Origin of the sequence: Corynebacterium sp. HMSC30G07, from assembly GCF_001806945.1 — a bacterium.
Classification (GTDB): Bacteria; Actinomycetota; Actinomycetes; order Mycobacteriales; family Mycobacteriaceae; genus Corynebacterium; species Corynebacterium riegelii.
This window is the reverse complement of record NZ_KV786471.1, coordinates 29,336-29,658: the sequence shown is the minus strand read 5'-3', so window position 1 is coordinate 29,658 and position 323 is coordinate 29,336. Positions and strand designations below refer to the sequence as shown.

At 61.0% G+C, this 323-nt stretch carries 1 CRISPR repeat array.

Going from position 1 to position 323, the window contains the following annotated elements:
* Position 1: 1 nt before the first annotated feature.
* Positions 2-323: direct repeats of the CRISPR family, unit length 28 nt; unit sequence AATGAAAGGCCGTCCCGTAAAGGACGGC.

The following is a 323-nucleotide window of genomic DNA, read 5'->3' as shown; positions in this document are numbered from 1 at the left end:
CAATGAAAGGCCGTCCCGTAAAGGACGGCGACTGCTGTCCATCGTCTCCGCCTCCGTGGTAGCCACGATCCCTCAATGAAAGGCCGTCCCGTAAAGGACGGCGACTTCCCGCGCTGCCTCGTTTTCCCGCGCTGCTGCTGGTGCCCCTCAATGAAAGGCCGTCCCGTAAAGGACGGCGACTTTGAGGGCATTATGGCGTTCTATGACGACAACCCCCCCTCAATGAAAGGCCGTCCCGTAAAGGACGGCGACGCATTCCCAACTACTGCCGTCGCTGGCCGCATGGCTTGCCCTCAATGAAAGGCCGTCCCGTAAAGGACGGC